Source organism: Alkalibaculum bacchi, from assembly GCF_003317055.1.
In the GTDB taxonomy this organism is placed as follows: Bacteria; Bacillota; Clostridia; order Eubacteriales; family Alkalibacteraceae; genus Alkalibaculum; species Alkalibaculum bacchi.
Genome location: NZ_QNRX01000004.1, coordinates 86,512 through 111,856 on the forward strand (window position 1 = coordinate 86,512; position 25,345 = coordinate 111,856).

At 35.9% G+C, this 25,345-nt stretch carries 22 protein-coding genes, 2 tRNA genes and 1 other annotated feature; all 24 genes read left to right on the forward strand.

Annotated features, from left to right (window positions below; all coding sequences use genetic code 11):
* The first annotated feature begins 169 nt into the window (after positions 1 to 169).
* Positions 170 to 1,117 carry a DUF4474 domain-containing protein gene (locus DES36_RS04000; RefSeq protein WP_242981691.1) on the forward strand — a complete coding sequence of 316 codons (948 nt, stop codon included), beginning with the start codon at positions 170 to 172 and terminating at the stop codon, positions 1,115 to 1,117.
* Positions 1,118 to 1,396: 279 nt separating this feature from the next.
* Positions 1,397 to 2,305: a stage II sporulation protein R gene (spoIIR, locus tag DES36_RS04005; RefSeq protein ID WP_113919941.1), complete on the forward strand. Its 909-nt coding sequence runs from the start codon at positions 1,397 to 1,399 to the stop codon at positions 2,303 to 2,305.
* 210 nt (positions 2,306 to 2,515) lie between these two features.
* Complete coding sequence (locus DES36_RS04010) at positions 2,516 to 3,829, forward strand: sensor histidine kinase (RefSeq protein WP_113919942.1); 1,314 nt, start codon at positions 2,516 to 2,518, stop codon at positions 3,827 to 3,829.
* A 278-nt stretch (positions 3,830 to 4,107) separates the two neighbouring features.
* Positions 4,108 to 4,878, forward strand: a complete 771-nt coding sequence (gene thyX / locus DES36_RS04015) for an FAD-dependent thymidylate synthase (RefSeq protein WP_113919943.1) — start codon at positions 4,108 to 4,110, stop codon at positions 4,876 to 4,878.
* A gap of 15 nt (positions 4,879 to 4,893) precedes the next feature.
* Positions 4,894 to 5,646, forward strand: coding sequence for a 23S rRNA (guanosine(2251)-2'-O)-methyltransferase RlmB (rlmB, locus tag DES36_RS04020; protein ID WP_242981692.1), 753 nt, complete (start codon positions 4,894 to 4,896; stop codon positions 5,644 to 5,646).
* Positions 5,647 to 5,757: 111 nt separating this feature from the next.
* Complete coding sequence (locus DES36_RS04025) at positions 5,758 to 6,276, forward strand: NYN domain-containing protein (RefSeq protein ID WP_170128166.1); 519 nt, start codon at positions 5,758 to 5,760, stop codon at positions 6,274 to 6,276.
* A 19-nt stretch (positions 6,277 to 6,295) separates the two neighbouring features.
* Positions 6,296 to 6,952 (forward strand): RNA polymerase sporulation sigma factor SigH, encoded by a 657-nt coding sequence (gene sigH, locus DES36_RS04030; protein WP_278278689.1) that lies wholly within the window; start codon positions 6,296 to 6,298, stop codon positions 6,950 to 6,952.
* A gap of 43 nt (positions 6,953 to 6,995) precedes the next feature.
* A tRNA-Tyr gene (locus DES36_RS04035) sits at positions 6,996 to 7,080 on the forward strand.
* Between the two features lie 177 nt (positions 7,081 to 7,257).
* Positions 7,258 to 7,333, forward strand: a tRNA-Thr gene (locus DES36_RS04040).
* 154 nt (positions 7,334 to 7,487) lie between these two features.
* Positions 7,488 to 8,678: an elongation factor Tu gene (tuf, locus tag DES36_RS04045; RefSeq protein WP_113919946.1), complete on the forward strand. Its 1,191-nt coding sequence runs from the start codon at positions 7,488 to 7,490 to the stop codon at positions 8,676 to 8,678.
* 586 nt (positions 8,679 to 9,264) lie between these two features.
* Positions 9,265 to 9,414 carry a 50S ribosomal protein L33 gene (rpmG, locus tag DES36_RS04050; RefSeq protein ID WP_113919947.1) on the forward strand — a complete coding sequence of 50 codons (150 nt, stop codon included), beginning with the start codon at positions 9,265 to 9,267 and terminating at the stop codon, positions 9,412 to 9,414.
* A 38-nt stretch (positions 9,415 to 9,452) separates the two neighbouring features.
* Positions 9,453 to 9,707, forward strand: a complete 255-nt coding sequence (gene secE / locus DES36_RS04055; protein ID WP_113919948.1) for a preprotein translocase subunit SecE — start codon at positions 9,453 to 9,455, stop codon at positions 9,705 to 9,707.
* 19 nt (positions 9,708 to 9,726) lie between these two features.
* On the forward strand, positions 9,727 to 10,254 hold the full coding sequence (gene nusG / locus DES36_RS04060; protein WP_113919949.1) for a transcription termination/antitermination protein NusG: 528 nt from the start codon (positions 9,727 to 9,729) through the stop codon (positions 10,252 to 10,254).
* Positions 10,255 to 10,317: 63 nt separating this feature from the next.
* Positions 10,318 to 10,743 (forward strand): 50S ribosomal protein L11, encoded by a 426-nt coding sequence (rplK, locus tag DES36_RS04065; protein ID WP_113919950.1) that lies wholly within the window; start codon positions 10,318 to 10,320, stop codon positions 10,741 to 10,743.
* A 50-nt stretch (positions 10,744 to 10,793) separates the two neighbouring features.
* The gene (rplA, locus tag DES36_RS04070; protein ID WP_113919951.1) at positions 10,794 to 11,483 is read left to right on the forward strand and encodes a 50S ribosomal protein L1; all 690 of its coding nucleotides are present in this window, start codon (positions 10,794 to 10,796) and stop codon (positions 11,481 to 11,483) included.
* A 69-nt stretch (positions 11,484 to 11,552) separates the two neighbouring features.
* Positions 11,553 to 11,681: a sequence feature (ribosomal protein L10 leader region), on the forward strand.
* A gap of 241 nt (positions 11,682 to 11,922) precedes the next feature.
* Positions 11,923 to 12,453 carry a 50S ribosomal protein L10 gene (rplJ, locus tag DES36_RS04075; protein WP_113919952.1) on the forward strand — a complete coding sequence of 177 codons (531 nt, stop codon included), beginning with the start codon at positions 11,923 to 11,925 and terminating at the stop codon, positions 12,451 to 12,453.
* A 29-nt stretch (positions 12,454 to 12,482) separates the two neighbouring features.
* Positions 12,483 to 12,866: a 50S ribosomal protein L7/L12 gene (rplL, locus tag DES36_RS04080; protein WP_113919953.1), complete on the forward strand. Its 384-nt coding sequence runs from the start codon at positions 12,483 to 12,485 to the stop codon at positions 12,864 to 12,866.
* Between the two features lie 284 nt (positions 12,867 to 13,150).
* Positions 13,151 to 16,819, forward strand: a complete 3,669-nt coding sequence (gene rpoB, locus DES36_RS04085) for a DNA-directed RNA polymerase subunit beta (RefSeq protein ID WP_113919954.1) — start codon at positions 13,151 to 13,153, stop codon at positions 16,817 to 16,819.
* A gap of 208 nt (positions 16,820 to 17,027) precedes the next feature.
* On the forward strand, positions 17,028 to 20,582 hold the full coding sequence (rpoC, locus tag DES36_RS04090) for a DNA-directed RNA polymerase subunit beta' (RefSeq protein WP_113919955.1): 3,555 nt from the start codon (positions 17,028 to 17,030) through the stop codon (positions 20,580 to 20,582).
* A 67-nt stretch (positions 20,583 to 20,649) separates the two neighbouring features.
* A complete protein-coding gene (locus tag DES36_RS04095; protein ID WP_170128167.1) occupies positions 20,650 to 20,895 on the forward strand; it encodes a ribosomal L7Ae/L30e/S12e/Gadd45 family protein in 246 nt (81 codons plus the stop codon).
* A gap of 86 nt (positions 20,896 to 20,981) precedes the next feature.
* Positions 20,982 to 21,356 carry a 30S ribosomal protein S12 gene (rpsL, locus tag DES36_RS04100; RefSeq protein WP_113919957.1) on the forward strand — a complete coding sequence of 125 codons (375 nt, stop codon included), beginning with the start codon at positions 20,982 to 20,984 and terminating at the stop codon, positions 21,354 to 21,356.
* Positions 21,357 to 21,476: 120 nt separating this feature from the next.
* Positions 21,477 to 21,947: a 30S ribosomal protein S7 gene (gene rpsG / locus DES36_RS04105; RefSeq protein ID WP_113919958.1), complete on the forward strand. Its 471-nt coding sequence runs from the start codon at positions 21,477 to 21,479 to the stop codon at positions 21,945 to 21,947.
* Positions 21,948 to 21,980: 33 nt separating this feature from the next.
* Positions 21,981 to 24,053: an elongation factor G gene (gene fusA / locus DES36_RS04110; protein WP_113919959.1), complete on the forward strand. Its 2,073-nt coding sequence runs from the start codon at positions 21,981 to 21,983 to the stop codon at positions 24,051 to 24,053.
* 25 nt (positions 24,054 to 24,078) lie between these two features.
* On the forward strand, positions 24,079 to 25,269 hold the full coding sequence (gene tuf / locus DES36_RS04115; RefSeq protein WP_113919946.1) for an elongation factor Tu: 1,191 nt from the start codon (positions 24,079 to 24,081) through the stop codon (positions 25,267 to 25,269).
* The last annotated feature ends 76 nt before the right edge of the window (positions 25,270 to 25,345 follow it).

Below are 25,345 nucleotides of genomic sequence, written 5' to 3' on the forward strand. Positions count from 1 at the left end.
AAATCACCACCTTGAATACTATGGTATAAATAGCATTTAGGTGGTGGTTTTTATTTTTAGTCATGTATGTAAATCTATCGTATCTTTTCTATGTACTCTAAGCGGATCATTATTGTTTTCAGGGAATCTATTCCCATGGGGGAGGGTATACGCTTTTGAAAGCAATCTTGTGAACCGTACGTATAGTTCGGAGAGTATTGAAATACTGATTGTCGTTCTCCTTGCAATTTTAGGGGTCTTCTTAGGAAGAGTCTCCATAGCGAAGAAACAGGCACCCCCTAAAGAGATTGGTGACAGAGATGAATGGAGGAAATTGGCATCAGCTGCTGGGTATCTATACGATGAAAAGCAAGACATTTTCTATACAAAATTGGATGCGTGGCAAAGAGATATGGGGTACTGTCGATTATATGATGAAGCTTGTGCTCCTCTTAATCTGATTGTAGATTCGGAACCCATCTATTTTGAATACGATAATAAAAGGTGGCTTATTCAATTTTGGAAGGGTCAATATGGAATGGCTTTAGGGTGTGAAATTGGCATATACAATACAGAAGGACCTGATATTGATATACCTGGTTTATTTAATGGCACCTTTTTTCATACAGTAGAAGACGAAGAAATGCTTCAAATGAGTGTAAGTTTAGAAAAACAAGGCAGAAAATTGTTTTCGCTGTATGGGAGGCATTGGTGGCATACTGGATTTATAGTAGGTGATTTTGCTGAACCATGGGAGCTCATTATGCACATAGATATTACTTTTCCAAATAATGAAATGAGAGATGCATTTATTGGCGGCTTAAAGAGGAGAGGATACAAAGATAATGAGATAAAGGTAAAGGACAATCGGGTTTTACTAAAATTTGATCAACCTTATAGTGAACAGCCTATAAGTAGAGTAAAAATAACAGATGGCATTATTCAGAGCAAAAATAGATTGCTTTGTACCAAATACGTAGAATTTACATCAAGTTATAATACTTTCCCAGAAAAAATATCCGCCCTTCAACAAAAATCCCCAGAACTTTATAGTGCTGCTCTTACATTAGGAAAACCAGTATTGTTGTTTGAGTCCTTTGATGTAATTGAGAAATATATTAGTAAAGTCAAAAGTTGAAGGCCGAAGGGAATGCAAAATGAACTTTAGGCTCCATTGGAGCCTTCTTGCTTGTATATTAGGAAAGTTCTACTTTTGGACTTAGATATGATTTAAACCCTCTTTATATGTAATTAAATATTTGACCCTAGCACTGATGGCTGAAGACTGGTCGCTGGTAGCTAATACGCTGCAGGTGCTTTTTTACTGATAATTCTAAAGTATTTTTAAGATTTCATGTATATTTTAGATAATTCGCGTCCATACTCCTAACATAAGAAATAAAGGGGCGGATTATATATGAAAAAGATAATGGCATGTGGGTTAATCCTACTTGTATTAAGCAGTATTTTTGTCGTAAATACATATTCAAAAGAAGCAAGTTTAGATCTTTTTGTTTTAGAAAGTAAGGTATTAAGTTCTAATGATTTGGCAAAAAAATTAGTTCGTTTTCACGTTATTGCAAATAGTGATACTGAAGTAGATCAACAGGTAAAATTAAAAGTAAAGGATGATGTACTAGAGTACATGATTCCTAAATTAGAAGTATCAACATCAAAAGACGAGACCATAAACATCATTAATAAAAACAGCAAAAAAATTCAGCATATTGCTGAAGAAACTTTGCGTACATATAATATGGACAATGATGTGTCCGTAGAATTAGAAACTACGTTTTTTCCTACAAAATATTACAAAGACTTTTCATTGCCAGCTGGAGATTATTTAGCCCTTAGGGTTATTATAGGAAGTGGACAAGGAAAGAATTGGTGGTGTGTATTATTCCCACCATTATGTTTAGTAGATGTACAAACAGAGATCCCAAAAGAAGAGGAACAAGACAAGAGTAAACTACTGGAAGACAATTCTCTGGAAAGTTACGATAGTATAGAAGAGTTGCAAGATGAACAGATAACAGAGTCTAAAGAATATTCTTGTCAAAGCAGTTTTAATGAAGATAAGATAATAAAAAATGAAACTAAAAAAAAATATCCCAAAGCCATAGAACAGGGCGAAAAATCCTCTAAAGAAGAAAATCAAGGGGAAGTCCAATATAAATACAATAAAGAAGACGGTAGGAAAATGAATCAAGAGCAACAATACGACGAAGTTTCATCTAATAAAAGGAATTTTGAAGTAAGCAGTTCAAATCATAGTACCCCCAAAATAAGGTGGAAGGCATTGGAATTGCTAGGATTCTACAACTAGCAACTTCAATGGTTAATATATAGGTAACTAAGTAAAAAGGAGCTGTCGCACTAGCATTTAAAAAACGTTAGTGTGACAGCTCCTTTTTAATGGAGAGTAAAATAATTATAAATACAAAGACAGGGGTGATTTACAAATTCATTCACTTACTTTAAAATGAGACATATAGACATATTCAAATATTTTATCCATTGAAAAGGGGGTATTGAAATGAACATGGAATGGGAGATTGCTAGTTTTATGGTTTTCTTTGTAGAATCTATGGTTCTTTTCAAGTATCTAAATGGGCAATTTACAGCAAAATATCATCATAATTTTAATCTGCTGTATGTTTTGGTCATTGCGATTACGGGCTTTTTTTTGAGGCCATTTGCTATTATGGGAATGATTCTTTCTTACCTAGGTATTTTTATTCTCATTTATTTTATATATTTCAATACAATTCAACAAAAAGTAGTGGCATTAGGCACTTTTATGCTCATAAACATAGCCATAGAAAATGTTGTCATGTTTTTATTTGTCAGCGTATTCGATATACATATGTCAGAAATTACGGAAGTTTCCTTTATGAGCATTGGAGCAATTGTCATTTCGAAAATGCTATTGTTTTTAATTATTACATACCTTGTGCATAGAAGAACAAAGAAAATATTTTCTTTAAGAGCTCAAATTAGTAAGTTGACTAGCGCAAAAATTGTTTTGTTTCTTATTCTGGTCAATTTTCTTTTGATTTTAATTATTGACATCTATACTACCATTCCATTACAAACGAATATTCGGTTATATTTATTGGTATTAACCAATGTTTCTATTTGCCTATTATCTGTACATATTTATGAATTGCTTATAAAAGCGTCAGAAGGAGAAATAGAATTAAAGCTTTTATTACAAAAAAATGAAGCAGAACAAAAGTATAATCAAGAATTAGGTGTAGCAGTAGATAGTATAAGGGCAATTAAACACGATATGTCAAATCATTTATCTGTGATTAGTGCATGTATTGACTGTGAGGAGTATGAAAAGGCAAAACATTATATACATAAGATTACAGAACCTATTAATTCCGTTAATTACCTTCTTAATATTGATCACCCGGTTATAGCCTCGATGCTGTACGTAAAAAATATGCTTGCTAAAAAGAAAGAGATTGCATTTGACACAGAAATCGATATTTATGATAATGTATTAATAGATGATGTGGATGTCACAATATTATTAGGAAATATCCTAGATAATTCTATTGAAGCTTGTGAAAAAATAACGGGAAAAGAAAAGAAAATAAACCTATATATAGAAAGCGAAAAAGACTTCTTCTTTCTGGATTGTACCAATACGATAGATCAGGAAAAGGTTCAGTATAAAGACAAACAATTATCTACTACAAAGAACGATACATCAAATCATGGTTTTGGTTTAAAAAATATCCAAGCGGTTGTAGATAAATATGAAGGAAGTGAAAATATCGTCATTACAGAAGAGGATTTTACTATAGAAATTGTATTAAAAAATATAAACAAAAGTTAATCATATGGATTTTATGATATAATATTCGCATCAGCAGATTGGCTCGCAGAAATCAGGAGATTTTCCGTGCTTGCACGAGAAAATGGAGTGATTTCTATGAGCAAGTGCCAACGACCGAAGCTGCAAAGCAGCTAAGGTAGTCTACGGCAAGTAGAGAGAAAGTAAAATAATAATTCGAATTATTTTATTAGGTACAACTTGGCTCTCAGATTGGCTCGCAAAGCTCAGAGCACTTTTGTTGTAAACAAAGTAAAGACTAAAGGTTTTGGAGGAATAGAATGCAAGAACAATTAAAGGTCATCGTCTTATCTCATACGCCAGAGCCGGAAAAAATAATTTCGGCAGCGGCAAAACTATGCTACTCAAAATCGGGAATTGACCATATATTAAATGATTTGACGGAAGACAAGGTGAATCAATTTTTGACCATGCTTATGGATATGGGACATGCTTCACCTATAGAACATGTAAGCTTTACTTTTGGTATAGAAGGGGTTTCGAGAAGTTTGACTCATCAATTAGTCAGACATCGATTAGCTAGCTATAGTCAAAAATCCCAGAGGTACGTAAGAGAAGGCCAATTTAGCTTTATTATACCACCTGAAATCGAAAAAAATGAAGAAGCAAAAGAGATCTATATTCACGCTATGGAAGAGCAGCAGAGAGCATATGATCAATTGGTCACTGTTTTACAGAAAGAGCATATGGAAAAAATAAAAGGACAATATAAGAGCGAGAAGAAAGCACTTTCCATGGCGGAAAAAGCAGCCATAGAAGATGCAAGATATGTACTACCTAATGCATGTGAAACAAAAATAGTGGCGACTATGAACGCAAGAGAATTACTCCATTTCTTTAATCATAGATGTTGTAATAGAGCTCAGTGGGAAATCAGAGAGCTGGCCACTCAAATGCTTATATTAGTTAAAAAAGTTGCCCCTATACTATTTAAAAATGCAGGTCCTAGCTGCGTTAATGGTCCTTGCCCTGAAGGGAAAATGACTTGTGGACGTATCGTAGAAGTGAGAGAAAAATTTGAGAAAATGTAAAAGGATGGATTTCATTTGAACACAAACAAACCCCTAAAGGGGACAAGGCAAATAGAAGGTAAAAATCCAATAGTCGAAGCTCTTAAATCGGATGTAAATATTGAAAAAATTATGGTCGCTAAGGGTAGAAGAGAGACTGGGGCACAAGAACTGTTTGAATTAGCAAAGGAAAAGAAAATAAAGATACAACAAGTGGATCGAAAAAAACTGGATTTTACAAGTAAAACTGGAAATCATCAAGGAATTATTGCAATTGCCAGTGAATATGAATACGCTGAAATAGAAGATATCTTAGAAGGCGCTAAGGTCAAGGGAGAGTCTCCTTTAGTGGTGATTCTAGATAAGATAACAGATCCTCATAATTTTGGAGCCATTATTCGTACGGCAAATGCTTGTGGAGTACATGGCATTATCATACCTAAAAATCGCTCTGTAGATATTAGTCCCATTGCTATAAAGGCTTCAGCAGGTGCTATTGAGCACACGCCTATTTGTAAAGTAACCAATTTAACTCAAACAATAAAAGAGTTAAAAGAAAAAGGATTTTGGATTGCAGGAGCGGATATGGAAGGACAGAAATATTACGAAAGTGATTTCAAAGGTTCTATGGCAATTGTTATTGGAAATGAAGGTGAGGGAATTAGCAGATTAGTAAAAGACGAATGCGATTTTCTAGTCTCCATTCCGATGTACGGCGAAATAGAATCGCTAAATGCTTCTGTAGCAACTGGAATACTGCTTAGTGAAGCAGCTAAGCAACGGAATTAGTTCTAAGATATAAGTTCTATGTTCTAAGTAAAAGCATAATAGTCACCCAAAGTGACTAAATACTTAGAACGTAGAACATAGAACGTAGAGCTTATGTGGAAGGAATACATAATGATAAAGACATACCTAATTATAGACGGTTATAATATTATAAATCAGTGGGCAGATTTGAAGGAAATAGCAAAGACAAGTTTAGAAGACGCTAGGACTAAGCTCATATCAGAGATACAAAGTTATGCAAAATTAAAGAATTATTATTTTATTATTGTGTTTGACGCCTACAATATTAATGATAGAATAAAGCAAGAAGTATTTGAAAATGGCTCTGTAATATTTACTCAGAAACATCAGACGGCAGATAGCTATATTGAAAAATTAGTCTATGATATGCCTAAAGTCTATGAGATTTATGTAGTTACTTCTGACTTTACATTGCAGAGGATGATAATAGGAAGCGGAGCAAACCGCATCACGGCCTTGGAATTAGAAAAAGATCTTGATTTCGCAAAGAAAACATCTATGAAAAAAACAGAAGAGCAATATCATAAGGAAAGAAACAATCTAGAAAAAAGCCTAGATGTTAATATTATAAATAAATTAGATAAAATAAGACGGGGACAAGCAGAATAGCATTATAGGAGGAATATCTGTGAACGCAAACTTACTTCAAGTTGAAAACGTTTTATCAAACTATCCAGACGAGAAATTAGCTTTGATGTCAAGGGAAGGAGATAGAAAAGCTGAAGAATTGTTGTTCGAAAGGTATCGGAATTTTGTCAAATTAAAAACCAGTTCATTTTTTTTAGCAGGTGCAGATAAAGAGGATATCATCCAAGAGGGAATGATCGGATTATTTAAAAGTATTCGAGATTTTAATCCTGATAGATGTGGTTCTTTTAGGGCTTTCGCAGAGTTATGTATACAAAGACAGATTATTTCAGCAGTAAAGGCGTCTACAAGGCAAAAACATAATCCCTTAAATTCATCTATTTCTTTGGACATGCCTATTTATAACGAAAAGTCTCATATATCATTAATAGATGCTATAATCAATGAACAAGATGCTGGTCCTGAGGCAATTATCATCGGCCGTGAGCAAGCAGGGGATATTGAAGAAAAGATATATAAAGTTCTAAGTGAACTTGAACGAACAGTACTACTAAGTTATATTAATGGGAAGAGTTATTATGAAATTGCAAGGGATTTAGATAAACAGGTAAAGTGTATTGACAATGCATTGCAAAGAGTAAAGCGAAAATTAGAAAATTATTTAAAAGAAAAATTAATTGAAGACATGCATACTTAATTGTTGACAGAAAAATTTAATTTTAGTATTATAATTTACATGTGGTGGGGTTCCCGAGTGGCCAAAGGGAACAGACTGTAAATCTGTCGGCTCAGCCTTCGATGGTTCGAATCCATCTCCCACCACCAGTTTAATTAATGAACAATGAACAATGAAAAATGAATAGTGAACAATGAACAATTAAAAATCTAGATGCAATGGAAAATAATATAGTCATTTATATATTGTATAGAGCTTGTATCCGTTTAAACAATTAGTAGCTATAATTATTCATTTTTAATTCTTAATTCTCAATTAAAAAACGTGCCCATGTAGCTCAGTAGGTAGAGCACCACCATGGTAAGGTGGGGGTCGTCGGTTCGATTCCGGCCATGGGCTCCAGTATAGTTCTAAGTTGTAAGTTGTACGTTCTATGTAAAACCATTTTATCGACATCAGAGGATTTAAATTTTTTTATTGTTGTAGATTTGTTAATTAATTAGAACTTAGAACTTAAAACTTAGAACTTAAAACTGTTATTAAGGAGGAATAAAAAATGGGAAAAGCTAAATACGAGAGAAGTAAACCTCACGTAAATGTTGGAACAATAGGACACGTTGACCACGGTAAAACAACTTTAACAGCGGCAATCACAGCTGTATTAAACAAAAGATTTGGATCTGGTGAATTCATAAGCTATGACAATATCGATAAAGCACCAGAAGAGAGAGAAAGAGGAATCACGATCTCTACATCTCACGTAGAATACGAAACAGATGCAAGACACTACGCACACGTAGACTGCCCAGGCCATGCTGACTATGTTAAAAACATGATCACAGGAGCAGCGCAAATGGACGGAGCAATCTTAGTAGTAAGTGCAGCAGATGGTCCAATGCCACAAACGAGAGAGCACATTCTTTTATCACGTCAAGTAGGTGTACCATATATCGTAGTATTCTTAAACAAAGCAGATATGGTAGATGACGAAGAATTAATCGAATTAGTAGAAATGGAAGTAAGAGAACTATTAAGCGAATATGAATTCCCAGGAGATGACACTCCAATCGTAGTAGGAAGTGCATTGAGAGCATTAGAAGATCCAGACAGCGAGTGGGGAGACAAAATCGTTGATTTAATGAAAGAAGTAGACGCATATATTCCAGAGCCAGAAAGACCAACAGATCAACCATTCCTAATGCCAGTAGAGGATGTATTCTCCATTACAGGTAGAGGTACAGTAGCAACAGGAAAAGTTGAAAGAGGAACAATAAAAGTAGGCGAAGAAGTAGAAATCGTTGGTTTACAAGAAGAGAGAAGAAAAGTAGTAGTAACAGGTGTTGAAATGTTCCGTAAATTATTAGATCAAGCAGAAGCAGGAGATAATATTGGAGCATTGTTAAGAGGAGTTGAAAGAAAAGACATCGAAAGAGGTCAAGTACTAGCAAAACCAGGAACAATCAACCCACACACAAAATTCAAATCTCAAGTATACGTATTAACAAAAGAAGAGGGTGGAAGACATACACCATTCTTTAACGGATACAGACCACAATTCTATTTCAGAACAACTGACGTAACAGGAATCATCGAATTAGAAGGCGGAGCAGAAATGGTAATGCCAGGAGATAATATCGAAATGACAATCGAACTAATCCACCCAATCGCAATCGAAGAAGGATTACGATTTGCAATCAGAGAAGGCGGAAGAACAGTAGGTTCAGGAGTTATATCTGAAATTCTTTAATAAAAAAGGGCTAAGGCCCTTTTTTTATTAGCATGAGCGTAGCTTCAGGTCATGCCTTTAGGGTCCAGCCACCAGTGTTCAGTCACCAGTATTGGGGTTATCCCTCACGGGTCTTTTTTAAGCTACCCAAGGGTAGCAAAATGAAGATAAGAGAAGCTAGTCGGCTACCGTAGATATTAGTTGCATTGACTTGACCTAAAAGGAATACCAGAAAGCAAAGCCGTAAAAGAGGCGACCCAAGCCCACTGATTGCTGATTGCTGGATGCTGATTGCTGGTGTCTATGTTTTCGCTGATGCTCATTTTTGAAAAAACAATTTTACAAACCACAAAACATGTGTTATAATACTGCGTATATTGTGAGGAAGGCTTGAGGCCTTTTTTTTATGCTACTTTTGTAGCAAAATGACCGGAGAGGAACGCTAAGTACTGATGGCTGACAGCTGGTCGTTGATAGCTAAGACGCCATAGCTTTTTCTTGACAGTGAAATTTGTTTGTGGTATTTTTGATAGGTAGCATGAATAATAGGGTTCGTATGCCTAAACTAGCTAATTGTGTGAAGTTATCCGATATAGGAGGTGTAGTGATGAGAGTTAAAGTAATCTTAGCATGTGGGGAATGTAAGCAAAGAAATTATCATACTATGAAAAACAAAAAGAACGACCCAGAGAGAATTGAACTAAAGAAATATTGTAAATTCTGCAAAACTCATACAGCACATAAAGAAACAAAATAATGCAATTTAATCTTTATTAAGGATTAAAGAGGTGGATTATGGCCAAGAAAGAAGTAAAACAGACTAAGGAAGTAAAGAAAAGCAAAGAAGTAAAGAAAAATAAAGAGAGCTTTTGGAAAAGTTTCACGGGCTTTTTTAAGAGCGTATGGTATGAAATCAAAAAAGTTAATTGGCCCACAAGACCTGAACTAATACAACACACTTCTGTTGTGTTAGGAATTGTCCTAATAATGACTGCGATTGTTTGGGTGATTGACTTTGGGATAGGATCTATCCTTTCGCTAATTATATAATAAAGAGGGTTTTAAATTTATGGATCAAAACAACAATGATGCTAAATGGTATGTAGCTCATACTTATTCTGGATATGAAAACAAAGTAAAGGCTAATATATACGCTACAGTTGAGAATAGAAACATGAGTGATTTGATTCACGAAGTCCATGTTCCTATGCAAGAGGTAGAGGAATTTAAGAATGGAAAGAAGAAGATAAGTCAGAAAAAAGTATTTCCAGGGTATGTACTAGTTAAGATGATCATGACAGATGAATCATGGTATGTAGTTCGTAATACCAGAGGAGTAACTGGATTTGTTGGACCCGCTTCAAAACCCGTTCCGTTGACCCAAAATGAATTAAAGAACATGGGTATTAAAGAAAAATTACCTCAAATTGACTTAGAGATTGGTGATCATGTAGAAGTAAAAGATGGCCCACTACAAGGCTTTACTGGATTAGTAGAAGAGATCAATCATGAAAAACTAAAGGTAAAGGTCAATATATCTATGTTTGGCAGGGAGACACCTGCAGAATTAGATTTTACACAAATTGTGAAAGTATAATACAATAGGAGCAAAACATAATATCCTGGTATTATAATATATAAAGATAAAGGAGGTATTATCATGGCTAAAAAAGTCATTGGTATGATAAAATTGCAAATTCCTGCTGGTAAAGCTACTCCAGCGCCACCAGTTGGTCCAGCACTTGGACAACATGGTGTTAACATCATGGGTTTTTGTAAGGAGTTTAATGCAAAGACTGCTGATCAAGCTGGTATGATTATCCCAGTTGTAATTACAGTTTATGCAGATAGAACCTTTACATTTATTACAAAAACTCCACCAGCTGCTGTACTATTAAAGAAAGCAGTTGGACTTGAAAGTGGTTCTGGTGTGCCAAACAAACAAAAAGTTGCGACTATAAGCATGGACAAGGTTAGAGAAATTGCTGAATTAAAAATGCCAGATTTAAATGCAGCATCTGTTGAGACAGCTATTAAAATGATCGCTGGAACTGCAAGAAGTATGGGTATTGTCGTAGAAGGATAATAGAAATAGGTGGGAGGAGTATTCCGCTATTACCACAAGGAGGATGTAAGATGAAACGAGGAAAGAATTACAAAGAAAAATACAAATTAATCGATCGTACTAATTTATACGATGTTGAAGAAGCAATATCATTAGTAAAAAAAGTTGCTACAGCTAAATTTGATGAAACAATAGAAGCACACATTAAGCTAGGCGTAGATTCTAGACATGCAGATCAACAAGTTCGAGGAGCTATTGTCTTACCACATGGTACAGGAAAGTCCGTTCGAGTTCTTGTGTTTGCAAAAGGCGACAAAGCTCAAGAAGCAATTGATGCAGGCGCTGAATACGTAGGTGCAGAAGAATTTATAGATAAAATTACAAAAGAAAATTGGTTTGAATTTGATGTTGTTGTTGCTACTCCAGATATGATGGGTGTAGTTGGTCGATTAGGTAGAGTGCTTGGACCAAAAGGTTTGATGCCTAATCCTAAATCAGGAACAGTAACATTTGAAGTTGGAAAAGCTGTTAACGACATTAAAGCAGGTAAAGTAGAATATAGACTTGATAAAACAAATATTATCCATGTTCCAGTAGGAAAAGCTTCTTTTGATGAAGACAAACTAAACGATAATCTTAATGTTTTACTTGAAGCAATCAAAAAAGCGAAGCCATCTGCTGCAAAAGGTCAATACTTTAGAAGTGTTACTATAACAAGCACGATGTCACCTGGAATTAAAGTCAATCCTGCAAAAATCTAATGAAACAGCATTGATAACAAAATAAACTTGACAAGCTGATCCCATGATGTTATAATTCATGTGATTTATAAATAAATAATCTTTCAACCGAAGACAATAGGTGCGCAGGCTTAATATCCTATCGAGGTTATACGAAAAGTTAGTGATTAATGCTCTCTTTGTATGCCTCGCATTCAAGAGGGCTTTTTGCGTGATACAATGAGCCAAGCGAAAGCAAAGCTTTCGCAGTATATATGTAAAGAAACAGACAATCAGCTTGCTGAATTGGCTGTGGAGTTACATATATACGGGGTGAATGCATAGCATTCATTTGGCGAATGTCGCGACTGAGGAATTGACGAAGTCAATTTCGAAGTATAAACTCAAATTTGGTTGAAAATTTCTTATGTTGAAAGCTTGATTAGTATAACTTAATAGATTTAAGGGAGGTGGAACAAGCGTGTCGAAGAATCAAGAACTTAAAAAAGAGATTGTAAGCGAATTGACAGATAAATTTAACCGAGCTCAAAGTGCTGTATTGGTTGATTATAGAGGCCTAAATGTAGAAGAAGTAACAGAGTTTAGAGCTCTTGCTAGAAAAGCAAATGTTGACTATAAAATTTATAAAAATACAATGATGAGATTTGCAGCAAAAGAAACAGGCCTAGAAGGTTTGGTTGAATACTTAGCAGGTCCATCAGGTATTGCTTTTAGTTACGATGATCCAGTAGCAGCAGCAAAGGTTGTATCTGATTTTGCAAAAACTCATAAAAAAATGGAAATTAAAGCAGGTATGGTTGACGGAAAAGTATTAGATCAACAAGGCGTCAATGACTTAGCTGAATTACCATCAAGAGAAGTACTTGTTGCAAGAGTACTTGGTGGCTTAAATGCACCAATTACTGGTTTTGTAAATGTATTAAATGGAAATATCAGAGGTTTGGCTATTGCATTAAACCAAATTAAAGAACAAAAAGAAGCTACGGCTTAATATTAGAAAACAATTGGAGGAAAATAAAAATGGCAAGTGAAAAAGTAACTCAATTAATTGAAGATGTAAAAGGTTTAACAGTATTAGAATTATCTGAATTAGTAAAAGTTTTAGAAGAAGAATTCGGTGTAAGTGCAGCGGCTCCAGTAGCAGTAGCAGCAGCTCCAGCAGCAGGGGCAGCAGCTCCAGCAGCAGAAGAAAAAACTGAATTTGATGTAGTTTTAACTTCAGCAGGAGATCAAAAAATCAAAGTAATTAAAGTAGTTAGAGAACTTACTGGTTTAGGCTTAAAAGAAGCTAAAGACTTAGTTGACAATGCACCAAAAACTCTTAAAGAAGCTGTTAGCAAAGAAGATGCAGATGCTATGAAAGCTAAAATCGAAGAAGTTGGCGGTTCTGTAGAAGTAAAATAATTTTTCTGTATAAATAAATAATGATTATATTAAAGTGAGTAGAATCTACTCACTTTAATTTTATATATGATTGAAAAAAATAATTGACAATGTATGGATTTTATGATAGCATTGTAAATTGCATTAATAGTAGGATTTTTATGCATTTTTTGAATAAAATCACGCAAATGAGGACATAACACATAAGTGAGACCAAAATTAACCAAAAGAAAGTATGAATAAAATAATAATTCAAAGTACTTAAGCTTTTGGCTATTTTATTTTAAGCAAGGGGTGAATGTAGGATGACGCATCCTGTAAAGTACGGCAATAAAGAAAGAATGAGCTTTTCTAGAATTAAAGAGGTAGTAGATATTCCAAACTTAATTGCTGTACAAGTCAATTCTTATAATTGGTTTTTAGAAAAAGGCTTAAAAGAAGTTTTCGATGATATCAATCCAATTACCGATTATACTGGAAATCTAATTTTAGAGTTCATTGACTACAAATTAGATGGAGAGCCTAAGTATTCTATCGCAGAATGCAAGGAAAGAGATGCTTCTTATTCCACATCTTTAAAAGTTCGAGTTCGTTTAATCAATAAAGAGACCAATGAAGTCAAAGAGCAAAGTGTATTCTTAGCAGACTTCCCCATTATGACAGATACAGGTACCTTTATCATTAATGGTGCGGAAAGGGTAATAGTAAGTCAATTAGTTCGGTCTCCTGGAGCCTATTACTCAGAAGAAAGAGATAAAACGGGTAAAAAACTTTTTTCTTCTCAAGTAATACCAAATAGGGGAGCTTGGCTGGAATACGAGACAGATTCAAATGATATTCTTTATGTACGTGTAGATAGGACAAGGAAATTGCCGATAACCGTATTACTGCGGTCTTTTGGTCTTGGAACAAATCAGCAAATTAAAGATGTTTTTGGTGAAGACTTAAGACTTCTTGCTACTCTTGAAAAGGATACGGCTCAAAATGTAGAAGAAGGTTTATTGGAAATTTACAAGAGATTGAGACCTGGTGAACCTCCAACAGTAGATAGTGCACAATCCCTTTTAAATAGTATGTTCTTCGACCAAAGAAGATACGATTTAGCTAGAGTTGGTAGATATAAATTTAATAGCAAATTGGCGATAGCAACTAGATTAATAGGCAAGAAATCATTCGACAATATCGTTCACCCCGAAACTGGAGAAATACTTTGTGAAAAAGATCAAATATTAGATGCAACGACTGCATGGGAAATTCAAAATGCAGGTATCAATAGAGTAGAAATAAATATAGAAGATAAGCCAGTAGCAGTATTGGGAAATGGCTTTGTAGATTTAAAGGCTCAAGACTTGCCTTTTGATATTACAGGCATAGATATAGATGATTTTGTTAATTATAGCGTTTTAGAAGAAATTTTAAACTCTGATAAGACAAGCGAAGAAAAGCGAGAAGAATTCATTTCAAGAATTCATGAATTAACGCCAAAGCATATACTAATTCAAGATATTTTTGCATCCGTTAATTACAATATGGGATTAGCTTACGATATTGGAAATATCGATGATATAGATCATTTAGGCAATAGAAGAATACGTTCTGTTGGAGAGCTATTACAAAATCAATTTAGAATAGGTCTTTCAAGAATGGAAAGAGTTGTCCGTGAAAGAATGACTATTCAAGATAGTGAAGCGATTCAACCACAAGGTCTGATCAATATAAGGCCAGTGAACGCTGCAATTAAAGAATTCTTTGGGAGTTCTCAATTGTCTCAATTTATGGATCAAAATAATCCATTGAGTGAATTGACTCACAAAAGAAGACTATCCGCTTTAGGGCCAGGTGGTCTTAGCCGAGAAAGGGCAGGTTTTGAAGTTCGAGACGTTCACCATTCTCACTATGGTAGAATGTGCCCAATTGAAACGCCTGAAGGTCCTAATATCGGTTTGATTGGTTCCTTGAGTACCTACGCAAGAGTTAATGAGTATGGATTTATCGAGACTCCTTATAGAAGAGTAGAAAATGGAGTGGTTCATAACGACATTTACTTTCTAACGGCGGACGAGGAAGGATACTATACCATTGCTCAGGGAAATGAGCCTTTAAATGACGATGGTACATTTATAAATGAAAAAATTACAGCTAGAACTGGACTTAAGAGAGATTTTGTAACAGTGCCTAAAAGTAGGGTAGACTATATGGATATTTCCCCAAAACAAATCGTATCTGTGGCAACTGCTCTTATACCGTTTTTGGAGAATGATGATGCCAATAGAGCTTTAATGGGAGCGAATATGCAACGTCAAGCTGTGCCTCTACTTGTGCCACAAGCTCCTGTAGTTGGAACAGGTATGGAATATACAGCTGCTAAAGATTCAGGAGTATGTATTCTAGCAAAACGAGCAGGTATTGTAGAAAAGGTCTCTGCAAATAAAATTGTTGTTGTAGCAGATGACGGCGGCAAAGATCAATACAATATACTAAAATTTAAGAGATCCAATCAAGGAACATGTTTTAATCAAAGGCCACTGGTCAAAGCTGGACAAAGGGTTGAAGTAGGAGAAATCATCGCAGATGGTCCTTCAACAGATGGTGGAGAATTAGCATTAGGCCGTAATATTCTCATGGGTTTTATGACATGGGAAGGATATAATTACGAGGATGCTATGCTTATTAGTGAAAAATTAGTTAAAGAAGATGCATTAACATCCATTCATATAGAAGAATTTGAGTCTGAAGCAAGGGAAACGAAGCTTGGACCAGAAGAAATTACTCGAGATATTCCAAATGTGGGAGAAGAATCCCTTAAGAACCTTGATGAAAGAGGCATTATTCGAATTGGTGCCGAAGTTCATTCTGATGATATTTTAGTAGGAAAAGTAACTCCAAAAGGTGAAACAGAGCTTACTGCAGAAGAAAAACTGCTTCGCGCAATCTTTGGAGAAAAGGCAAGAGAAGTAAGAGATACTTCCCTGAGAGTACCACATGGGGAATCCGGTATTGTAGTTGATGTAAAAGTATTCTCTAGAGAGAACAAAGATGAAGATTTAAAGCCTGGAGTAAATCAATTGGTAAGAGTATATATCGCCAGTAAGCGAAAAATTTCTGTTGGAGATAAAATGGCTGGACGTCATGGAAACAAGGGTGTTATCTCTAGAATACTTCCAGAAGAAGATATGCCATTCCTGCCAGATGGAACGCCACTTGAAATTGTACTAAACCCATTAGGTGTACCGTCCCGAATGAATATCGGTCAAGTTCTTGAGGTCCATATGGGTCTTGCCGCAAAAACTTTGGGTTGGGAAATTGCAACACCTGTATTTGACGGTGCGAATGAAAATGATATTATGGACACCCTAGAGTTAGCAGGTCGTAGTCGAGATGGTAAAGTTCAGCTGTATGATGGAAGAACTGGTGAACCTTTTGACAACAAAGTAACTGTAGGATATATGTATATGTTAAAACTTCACCACTTAGTAGATGATAAGATGCACGCAAGATCTACAGGACCATATTCTTTAGTAACACAACAGCCATTAGGTGGTAAAGCTCAATTTGGTGGACAGAGATTTGGTGAGATGGAAGTTTGGGCCCTTGAAGCATACGGTGCAGCTTATACTCTGCAAGAAATTTTAACGGTAAAATCCGATGATGTAGTAGGTCGTGTTAAAGCGTATGAGGCTATCGTAAAAGGGGAAAATATTCCTGCTCCTGGAGTTCCTGAATCCTTTAAGGTATTAATTAAAGAATTACAGAGTTTAGGTCTTGATGTTTCTGTTCTGACAGAGCAAGAAGAAGAACTTAGAATAGAAGAAGAGTTGACAGATGGAGTAGAATCATTAGAAAATATTGGTATCGAACTGTCTGGTAAAGAAATCATAGAAGATGATTTTGACGATTTAGAAGAAAATGAAGATGACGAACTCCTTGGAGATATTGATGTAGATGACTTTATTGGAGATATGGAAGAATATTAAAGCAAGACACTAGCCACTAGACCCTAGACTCTAGACTCTAGCTTGGGGGATTCCTTTTGGGTCCTCCTTATAGCTACTAAAGTAGCCTTTGTGCTAGTGACTAGCGGCTAAAGACTAGCATTTAAAGACCCTAGAGGAATACATGCAAGCTAGTGACTAGTGACTAATGACTAGCGACTTATTTTAAAATGAGAAGGGAGCGGACTCCTTGGGTGAATTTGATTTTAAATCGATAAAAATTGGATTAGCATCGCCACAAAAAATACGTGAATGGTCAAGAGGAGAAGTAAAAAAACCTGAAACAATTAATTACAGAACCTTGAAGCCAGAAAAAGATGGCCTTTTTTGTGAAAAAATATTTGGACCCACTAAGGATTGGGAATGTCATTGTGGAAAATATAAGAGGGTTCGTTATAAAGGAATTGTCTGTGAAAACTGCGGAGTTGAAGTTACTCGTTCAAAAGTAAGAAGAGAAAGAATGGGACATATTGAATTAGCTGCCCCTGTTACACATATATGGTATTTTAAGGGGATCCCTAGTAGGATGGGGCTGCTCTTAGAATTATCTCCGAGAGCATTAGAAAAGATTATTTATTTTGCATCTTATATTATTACAGATCCTGGTAATACGCCTCTTTCTTATAAACAGCTTTTGACAGAAAGAGAATACCGTGAAAACAAAGAAAAATATGGTAACGCTTTTCAAGCCAAAATTGGTGCCGAAGGTATTTTTGAATTATTACAAAAAATCGATTTAGATAAAGAAGCTCGAATCTTAAGAGAAGATTTAAAGACGAGTACTGGTCAAAAGAAAATTCGTACGGTTCGAAGACTTGAAACTGTAGAAGCTTTTAAAAGCTCGGGAAATCATCCAGAGTGGATGGTTTTAGAGACGATTCCTGTTATCCCACCAGAACTAAGACCTATGGTACAACTTGATGGTGGACGATTTGCTACTTCTGACTTAAATGATCTCTACAGAAGAGTAATCAATCGAAATAATAGGCTTAAGAGATTATTAGACTTAGATGCACCAGATATTATTGTTCAAAATGAAAAAAGAATGCTTCAAGAAGCTGTTGATGCTCTTATTGATAATGGTAGAAGAGGTAGACCTGTTACAGGTCCTGGAAATAGACCTTTAAAATCTCTCTCCGATATGCTTAAGGGAAAACAAGGTCGATTTAGACAAAACTTACTTGGTAAGAGAGTTGACTATTCAGGTCGTTCTGTTATCGTAGTAGGTCCAGAACTAAAAATGTATCAATGCGGTTTGCCAAAAGAAATGGCAATAGAATTGTTTAAGCCTTTCGTAATGAGAGAACTTGTAAAACAGAAATTTTCACAAAATATAAAAAGTGCAAAGCGCATGGTAGAAAGAATGAGACCAGAAGTGTGGGATGTCTTAGAAGAAGTCATTAAAGAACACCCTGTTCTATTAAATAGAGCACCGACACTTCATAGACTTGGTATTCAGGCGTTTGAACCAGTGTTAGTAGAAGGTAGGGCAATTAAACTACATCCACTAGTCTGTACAGCATACAATGCGGACTTTGACGGAGACCAAATGGCCGTCCACGTTCCTTTATCTGTAGAAGCTCAGGCTGAAGCAAGATTCTTAATGCTTGCAGCAAACAATATCTTAAAACCTCAAGATGGTAGTCCTGTAGTAAGCCCTACTCAAGATATGATATTAGGTTCTTATTACATGACTTTAGAAGTTGCTGGCTCTACAGGTGAGGGGAAAGTATTTACAGATTTAGAAGAAATGGAAGCTGCTTATGACAATAAAGTTGTTTCTTTACACAGCAGGGTAAGAGTACGAGTTTATAAAGAGATTGACGGAGTAAAACAAGGTAGAATCATCGAAAGTACTGTTGGCCGATTCCTATTTAATGAATTTATTCCACAGGACTTAGGCCTAGTTAAGAGAGAAAAACCAGAGGATGCATTTCTTTTAGAAGTAGATGTTTTAGTGGATAAAAAGAAATTATCACAAATTGTTGAAAAATGTTATCACACTCACGGGCCTACAAAGACCTCTGTAGTTCTCGATGATATTAAGAAAATGGGCTTTCATTACTCTACTGTCGGCGCAGTTACTGTAGGCGTAAGCGATATGGACGTACCAAAAGAAAAACCAGAAATCTTGCAAAATGCTGATCTTGAAGTAGAAAAAATTCAAAAGATGTTTAGAAGAGGTCTCATATCAGAAGATGAACGATATGAAAAAGTTGTTGAAATTTGGACACAGGCTACAAATGATGTAACAGAAGCCATGATGGATAATTTAAGCCCACTAAATCCAATCAATATGATGGCCAACTCTGGTGCTCGAGGTAGCAAAAACCAAATCAAGCAATTAGCAGGTATGAGAGGTCTTATGGCGAGTCCATCAGGTAAAATTATCGAGCTCCCAATACGTTCAAACTTCCGTGAAGGTCTAAATGTATCTGAGTTCTTTATTTCTAGCCACGGTGCTAGAAAAGGTCTTGCGGATACTGCCCTTCGAACAGCGGATTCAGGTTATTTGACGAGAAGACTTGTAGATGTAAGCCAGGATGTTATTGTAAAAGAAGACGACTGTGGTTCTACTCAAGGATATAAAGCTACACCTGTAGAAGACAATGGTGAAATCATCGAGACTCTTAGAGATCGTATAGCCGGAAGATATGCTTTTGAAGATATCATTCACCCTGAAACAGAGGAAGTTCTTGTAAAGAAAAATGAACTCATTAGCATAAATATGGCTTCTGAAATACAAGATCTTGGATTCAAACACATTATGATAAGGTCTGTAACAAATTGTCAATCTAAAGTAGGTGTTTGTACAAAATGTTATGGTGTTGATTTAACAACATGGAAACCTGTTGGCATAGGAGAAGCAGTAGGAACTATTGCGGCACAATCTATTGGTGAACCGGGTACGCAGTTAACCATGAGGACTTTCCATACAGGTGGTGTAGCAACAGCTGAGGATATTACCCAAGGTCTTCCTAGAATCGAAGAGCTCTTTGAAGCGAGAAAACCTAAGGGTCTTGCTATTATTTCTGAAATTGCAGGTGCTGTTTCTTTAAGAGAAACAAAGAAGAGAAAAGAAGTCGTTGTTACAGGTGATACAGAAGAAAAGGTGTATGCTATACCATATGGATCGAGACTAAAAGTATACGAAGGAGATGTAATAGAGGCTGGTGATGAAATCACAGAAGGTTCTATTAATCCTAATGATATATTAGCCATTAAGGGGATCCACGGAGTACAAAGGTATCTCTTACAAGAAGTACAAAAGGTATATCGTATGCAAGGTGTACACATTAACGATAAACATATAGAAACTATAGTTCGTCAGATGCTTAGAAAAGTTAAAGTCATGGAATCCGGAGATACAGAATTGCTTCCAGGAGGTTTAGTAGATATCTTTGCATTTGAAGAAGAAAATGAAAGAATTCAAAAAGAAGGTGGAGAGCCTGCTACAGCAACAAGAGTACTTCTAGGTATTACAAAGGCTTCTCTTGCAACAGATTCCTTCTTATCAGCAGCTTCCTTCCAAGAGACTACAAGAGTTCTAACGGATGCAGCAATAAAAGGAAAACAGGATCCACTAATTGGATTAAAGGAAAATGTAATTATTGGTAAACTGATTCCTGCTGGAACTGGAGTCAAAAATTACAATGATATTGTAATTTACGACGATGAGGAAATAGAAGAAGAAGCAGAATTTTTAGATGAAGAGAATGTTAATTCTTTGGAAGATGACATTTAAAGTGTTGACAGAGGAAAAAAGCAATGATAAAATCATTTAGCGAATGTTTGTAGTAAGGGGGACCATCATGCTTGATCACATAAAGGTGAGTAAGAGTGTAATAGGTACAAAGCAAACCTTAAAAATGGTTAAGGACGGTAAAGCTAAAACAGTTTATCTAGCACATGATGTGGAACAGCACATATTCGTTGAAGTGGAAAATTGTTGTAAAGAAAACGAAGTGCCAATAGTCTATGTCGATTCCATGATAGATTTAGGAAAAGCATGTGGAATTAATAGAAAGACTGCTAGTGCTGCCTTATTAAAAGATTAGAGAACTCACTGTGTATATAGCCCCTCTAAACGAGGGGTTATTTTAAGGCACAGGTTTCTATACAAATAATTTACGGAGGTGAAGAAATGCCAACAATTAATCAGCTTGTAAAAAAAGGTAGAGAAAAAGTAGAATATACTTCAAAAACTCCTGCCCTAAAAGCAAATCCTCAAAAAAGAGGAGTGTGTACTGCAGTAAGAACTACTACACCAAAGAAACCAAACTCCGCTCTTAGAAAAATTGCCAGAGTAAGACTAGTAAATGGAACAGAAGTAACATGTTATATTCCAGGTATTGGACATAATTTACAAGAGCATAGCGTTGTTTTGATCAAAGGTGGTAGAGTTAAAGACTTACCAGGGGTTCGTTACAGAATCATCAGGGGAGCTTTAGATACAGCAGGCGTACAAAACAGAAAACAAGCTCGATCAAAATATGGTGCCAAAAAACCAAAGAACTAAGTGCAAAATGAATCTACTATATTTACATGAACTACATGCAATATATAGTATATATAAAAGCACAACGGCAGCGTAAATGTCGAGTACCGATGAATATTTAATGTTGAGGAGGGAAGCGAAGTGCCAAGAAAAGGACCAGTAAGCAAAAGATCTGTTCTTCCTGATCCATTATACAATAGTGTTGTTGTAACAAAGTTAATTAACAATATTATGCTTGATGGAAAAAAGGGAGTGGCTCAAAACATAGTATATGGAGCTTTTGATATTATTGCAAAGAAAACAGATAGAGATGGATTAGAAGTATTTGAAGAGGCTTTAAACAATATTATGCCTGTTCTAGAAGTTAAAGCGAGAAGAGTTGGTGGAGCAACTTACCAAGTGCCAATGGAAGTTCGTGCTGATAGAAGACAAGCATTAGGTTTAAGATGGCTTACAAAGTACTCAAGACTAAGACATGAAAAAACAATGCAAGAAAGACTAGCTGGCGAATTATTGGATGCAGTAAATAATTCGGGTTCAGCAGTTAAGAAAAAAGAAGACACTCATAAAATGGCTGAAGCAAATAAAGCTTTTGCACATTACAAGTGGTAATCAAAATTCTGTAATCACGAAAGGATGGATACTGTGTCTAGACAATTTAGCTTAGAAAATACGAGAAACATCGGTATCATGGCTCATATTGACGCAGGTAAAACCACCACAACAGAAAGAATATTATTTTATTCCGGAAAAATCCACAAAATTGGTGAGACTCACGAAGGTGGAGCTCAAATGGACTGGATGGAACAAGAGCAGGAAAGAGGTATTACAATTACCTCTGCTGCTACTACCACTCAATGGAAAGACCATAGAATAAATATAATAGATACACCAGGACACGTTGACTTTACTGTAGAGGTTGAGAGATCTTTAAGAGTACTAGATGGTTCTGTTGCAGTTTTCTGTGCAAAGGGTGGCGTTGAACCTCAATCAGAAACTGTTTGGAGACAAGCAGACAAATATAATGTACCAAGAATGGCTTATATCAACAAAATGGATACATTGGGTGCTGACTTCTACCATGTGTTAGACATGATGAGAGACAGACTAAATGCAAATGCTGTTGCTATTCAAATTCCAATTGGTAAAGAAGATTCTTTTACAGGTATTATCGACTTAGTTACAATGAAAGCAGATATTTACAAAGATGATTTAGGAAAAGAATTTGAAGTAACAGATATTCCTGAAGACATGCAAGACTTAGCAGAAGAATATAGAGATAAGCTTCTAGAAGCTGTTTCTGAATTAGATGAAGACTTAATGATGAAATACCTTGAAGGCGAAGAAATCACAGAAGAAGAGATCAAAGTAGCTCTTCGAAAAGGGACTGTTGGCGTAAAAATCATTCCAGTCACTTGTGGTTCATCTTACAAAAACAAAGGTGTTCAATTAGTTCTAGATGCAATAGTTGATTATATGCCATCTCCATTAGACATTGAAGCAATTTCTGGACATGACATGGATAGTGGAGAAGAAATCGTAAGACATGCAAGCGATGAAGAACCATTCTCAGCATTAGCATTTAAGATTATGACAGACCCATTTGTTGGAAAGCTTGCTTTCTTTAGAGTGTACTCTGGTGTTTTAGAATCAGGTTCTTATGTGTACAACTCAACAAAGGGAAAAAGAGAGAGAATTGGCCGTATTCTTCAAATGCACGCAAACCACAGAGAAGAAATCACTACAGTTTACTCTGGAGATATTGCAGCTGCAGTAGGTTTAAAAGATACCACAACTGGAGATACTTTATGCGATGAAAAGAACCCAGTTGTACTTGAAAAAATGGAATTCCCAGAGCCAGTTATCTCTGTTGCTATTGAACCAAAGACAAAGGCTGGACAAGAAAAAATGGGCGTTGCTTTATCAAAACTTGCTGAAGAAGATCCTACCTTTAAAACGTACACAGATGATGAAACAGGTCAAACAATCATTTCTGGTATGGGTGAGCTTCACTTAGACATTATCGTAGACAGACTTTTAAGAGAATTTAAAGTTGAAGCAAATGTAGGTGCTCCACAAGTAGCTTATAAAGAGACAATCAAGAAACATGTTAAATCTGAAATGAAATACGCTAGACAATCTGGTGGTAAGGGACAATACGGCCACGTATTGATTGAACTTGAGCCAAATGAACAAGGTGCTGGATACGAATTCGTCAACAAAGTCGTTGGTGGAGCTATTCCAAAAGAATACATCGGACCAGTTGACCAAGGTATTCAAGAAGCACTTGAAAATGGTGTTCTAGCAGGATACCCTGTACTAGATGTTAAAGTAACACTATATGATGGATCTTACCATGATGTAGACTCCTCTGAAATGGCCTTTAAAATCGCTGGTTCTATGGCGTTTAAAGACGGTTGCAGAAAAGCAGATCCAATCATACTTGAACCAATCTTCAAGCTAGAAGTAACTGTTCCAGAAGAGTATATGGGTGACATCATGGGTGACATCAACTCAAGAAGAGGTAGAATTGAAGGAATGGAAGCAAGAAATGGAGCTCAAATCATAAGAGGGTATGTTCCATTGTCTGAAATGTTTGGTTACGCTACAGACCTTAGAAGTAAGACTCAAGGTAGAGGTGTATACTCAATGGAATTCCATCATAATGAAGAAGTACCAAAGAGCGTTGCACAAAAGATTATCGAAGGTAAAAAATAATATATACACTGAGGAGGAATAAAAAATGGGAAAAGCTAAATACGAGAGAAGTAAACCTCACGTAAATGTTGGAACAATAGGACACGTTGACCACGGTAAAACAACTTTAACAGCAGCAATCACAGCTGTATTAAACAAAAGATTTGGATCTGGTGAATTCATAAGCTATGACAATATCGATAAAGCACCAGAAGAGAGAGAAAGAGGAATCACGATCTCTACATCTCACGTAGAATACGAAACAGATGCAAGACACTACGCACACGTAGACTGCCCAGGCCATGCTGACTATGTTAAAAACATGATCACAGGAGCAGCACAAATGGACGGAGCAATCTTAGTAGTAAGTGCAGCAGATGGTCCAATGCCACAAACGAGAGAGCACATTCTTTTATCACGTCAAGTAGGTGTACCATATATCGTAGTATTCTTAAACAAAGCAGATATGGTAGATGACGAAGAATTAATCGAATTAGTAGAAATGGAAGTAAGAGAACTATTAAGCGAATATGAATTCCCAGGAGATGACACTCCAATCGTAGTAGGAAGTGCATTGAGAGCATTAGAAGATCCAGACAGCGAGTGGGGAGACAAAATCGTTGATTTAATGAAAGAAGTAGACGCATATATTCCAGAGCCAGAAAGACCAACAGATCAACCATTCCTAATGCCAGTAGAGGATGTATTCTCCATTACAGGTAGAGGTACAGTAGCAACAGGAAAAGTTGAAAGAGGAACAATAAAAGTAGGCGAAGAAGTAGAAATCGTTGGTTTACAAGAAGAGAGAAGAAAAGTAGTAGTAACAGGTGTTGAAATGTTCCGTAAATTATTAGATCAAGCAGAAGCAGGAGATAATATTGGAGCATTGTTAAGAGGTGTTGAAAGAAAAGACATCGAAAGAGGTCAAGTACTAGCAAAACCAGGAACAATCAACCCACACACAAAATTCAAATCTCAAGTATACGTATTAACAAAAGAAGAGGGTGGAAGACATACACCATTCTTTAACGGATACAGACCACAATTCTATTTCAGAACAACTGACGTAACAGGAATCATCGAATTAGAAGGCGGAGCAGAAATGGTAATGCCAGGAGATAATATCGAAATGACAATCGAACTAATCCACCCAATCGCAATCGAAGAAGGATTACGATTTGCAATCAGAGAAGGCGGAAGAACAGTAGGTTCAGGAGTTATATCTGAAATTCTTTAATAAAAAAGGGCTAAGGCCCTTTTTTTATTAGCATGAGCGTAGCTTCAGGTCATGCCTTTAGGGTCCAGCCACCAGC